Raw genomic sequence first — 2,435 nt, 5'->3', positions numbered from 1 at the left:
ATTACGGATTGCAGGCAGCCAAACGAATTTTCAGCGCTCAAGGCCGCAGGCTACTCGTTAATCCGCGTCGATGCCCCGGACGCCCTTCGTATTCAGCGCGCAATCGAATCGGGCGACAGCTTCGCATACTCCGACCTAATGCACGGCACGGAGACGGCGCTCGATAGCTTCGCGGCAGACTTTACAGTGGATAACAGCGGATCGCTTGCGGAGTTGTATGCGCAGATTGACGAGATTATCGCATCGCTCGGAGATCAACAATGCGCAGCTTGACCGAAATATATGACGAGGTTATTCGCGAAGCTATTGACCGCGCGTATGAAGCCGGATTCCAGCGCGGGTATGCTCTCGGAAGGATCGAAATGTATAGAGACGCGCAAGGACTTTCGGACGGTGATTCGGTGAATAACGAAAGTGAGGTGATCAATTGATTGCGAATCACTACGGTTATGGACTACGGAATGACGAACGGCCATTTGCGCAAAAGATTCCGCCCGGAGGTAATTGGCGCAGCCTCGATCCGGAAGATCAACGAGCTTTTATGAAGGGCGCGCTAAACAGCGATGGCGGCCAGACGACGTTTCTTAGACGTATGACGTGGGACGGACCGGCGTTAACCATTTTGGCCGCTCCAATGGCTAAAGCAACATGTCAACTGCATCCGGGCAGAAGAGAGGAGGCGGTCGTTACGGAAAATCACGTTGGCGGCGTTCCAATGCGCGAATATCCTGGACACTCGGCTTCGAGACTGGACGAGCCAGCAAAGACAGTTGTTGCCGGTAATCACGGCGTTCCTGGCGGGCTAATTGCTTCTATGAGGAACGAAAGGAGACGATAGAAATCCGAGAATATAACGTTACACCACAATTGCCGTCGAACGGGCTGACGGTTACAGAACTGTTCTGCGGCGGTGGCCTTATGGCTGTCGGGCTCAAGGCGGCAGGCTACGATATAGAGTTTGCTAACGATTTTGATAAACGCGCCGCAGAAGCCTACGCGCATAACATCGGAGATCACGTCGTATGCGGAGACATTACGGACGAAGCGATTCAGTTGCTCATTCCAGATTCGGACGTTATCGCAGGAGGGCCGCCATGTCAGGACTATTCCGTTGCAGGAACAGGCGCAGGCGAAGAGGGCGAGCGCGGTAAACTTGTCTGGACATACCTCGGAGTTATAGCGAGAAAGCAGCCGAAAGCCTTCGTTTTTGAAAACGTTAAAGGGCTCGTATCTAAGAAGCATCGCGCCACGTTTGATGCTCTTCTTGCGCATTTTGATTCGATTAATTATAACGTATCGTGGCGCGTAGTTAACGCTTGGGATTACGGCGTAGCACAGAAGCGTGAGCGCGTAATCGCCGTTGGTATACGCAAAGACCTCGGATTTACGTTCGAGTTTCCGGAGCCAAGTGCGGAAGAGTACCGAACACAAGTGCTACGGGATGTTATCGGGGATTTGCCGGAGCCAAGCGATTACTATTATAGTCACCCGCGCAATTACGGAAGGCGTGGTGTGTATGGCTCCTCTGAGCCAGCGCCAGCAGTACGCGCGCATTGTAACAGACCTATGCCTGCAGGATACAAACCGCATGAACGAGATGCAAACGTAATTCAATATGAGAATCACGAACGGAAGGACATCAGTAATAAGGCGCTAGAGGGTTACGAAAGACGCGGAGGAACAGGCGGCTTCGGGTTCCGTGTTAATGAGTGGGACAATGCTTCACCTACGATATTTGGTCGAATTGCAAACGAGGGAAAGGCGTTCGTTCATCCGGAAACGAAGCCGCAGCCGCGCCGCTTCACTGTCCGCGAGTGCCTCCGCATCCAATCCGTTCCTGACTGGTACGTACTTCCTGACTCCATCTCGCTATCTGCGCAGTACAGGATCGTTGGTAACGGAGTCGCGTCGCGCGTCTCTTATAAGATCGGAGTCGCGCTCGCCGAGCAACTTAACGCAGCTCTTGCGGAGTTGACGGAGGAAACAGGCAATCCTCCGTCCGAAACTCCGGAATTGGAGGCTGCGGCATGATTAGCGACGGAACACCGGAATATCGTTTCACACCGCCGGGGCCGCGTGATGAGCCGAAAGTTGTCGGTGAGTGTGCGTGGTGCGGCGGCGAGATTTACGAAGGTGACGAGGTTACGGAAATGTACACGCATTATCACACGGTACACGCCGATTGCGAACACGCATATATCGAGAGTTGCACGATTAAAGAGCGCGGCGTGGTTGGCGCGGATGGGACGATTGAATAGGCGAAAAAGGAGACGATAACTATCGGACATGTAAAAGTAGACACCGCGAAAAAGGAACGCACTTATTCCGTTAAATATACACTAGATTCGGCTGCAGGAGTTAAATCGCTACTCCGCGACCGACATCGCATTTCCTCCGCTCGCTTTAAGGGTGACACCGCGGCTTCGGACATTTTA

Annotated in this window: 4 protein-coding genes and 1 pseudogene; all 5 read left to right on the top strand. The window is 53.1% G+C overall.

Annotation, left to right across the window (positions count from 1 at the left end; genetic code table 11):
* Nucleotides 1-273 (top strand): annotated as a pseudogene (locus ABD014_RS00065) (adenylate kinase); the annotation flags it as partial.
* Nucleotides 261-431 (top strand): hypothetical protein, encoded by a 171-nt coding sequence (locus ABD014_RS00060; protein ID WP_343855726.1) that lies wholly within the window; start codon nucleotides 261-263, stop codon nucleotides 429-431. The pseudogene ABD014_RS00065 and the gene ABD014_RS00060, both read left to right, overlap by 13 nt.
* Entirely contained in the window at nucleotides 428-838 is a 411-nt protein-coding gene (locus ABD014_RS00055; RefSeq protein WP_343855724.1) for a hypothetical protein, read from the top strand. Before ABD014_RS00060 ends, ABD014_RS00055 begins: the two co-directional genes overlap by 4 nt.
* Before the next feature lie 29 nt (nucleotides 839-867).
* Nucleotides 868-2,031 carry a DNA cytosine methyltransferase gene (locus ABD014_RS00050; RefSeq protein WP_343855721.1) on the top strand — a complete coding sequence of 388 codons (1,164 nt, stop codon included), beginning with the start codon at nucleotides 868-870 and terminating at the stop codon, nucleotides 2,029-2,031.
* A complete protein-coding gene (locus tag ABD014_RS00045; protein WP_343855719.1) occupies nucleotides 2,028-2,258 on the top strand; it encodes a hypothetical protein in 231 nt (76 codons plus the stop codon). Before ABD014_RS00050 ends, ABD014_RS00045 begins: the two co-directional genes overlap by 4 nt.
* Nucleotides 2,259-2,435 lie beyond the last annotated feature (177 nt).

The organism is Paenibacillus motobuensis (assembly GCF_039521865.1).
In the GTDB taxonomy this organism is placed as follows: Bacteria; Bacillota; Bacilli; order Paenibacillales; family Paenibacillaceae; genus Fontibacillus; species Fontibacillus motobuensis.
Note: the sequence above shows the minus strand (reverse complement) of the source record. Positions and strands in the feature narration are given on the sequence as shown.

Excerpts from the sequence above, each read along its gene's own strand:
- ABD014_RS00060 (WP_343855726.1), top strand. The coding sequence starts at position 261 with ATGCGCAGCTTGACCGAAATATATGACGAGGTTATTCGCGAAGCTATT.
- ABD014_RS00045 (WP_343855719.1), top strand. The coding sequence starts at position 2,028 with ATGATTAGCGACGGAACACCGGAATATCGTTTCACACCGCCGGGGCCG.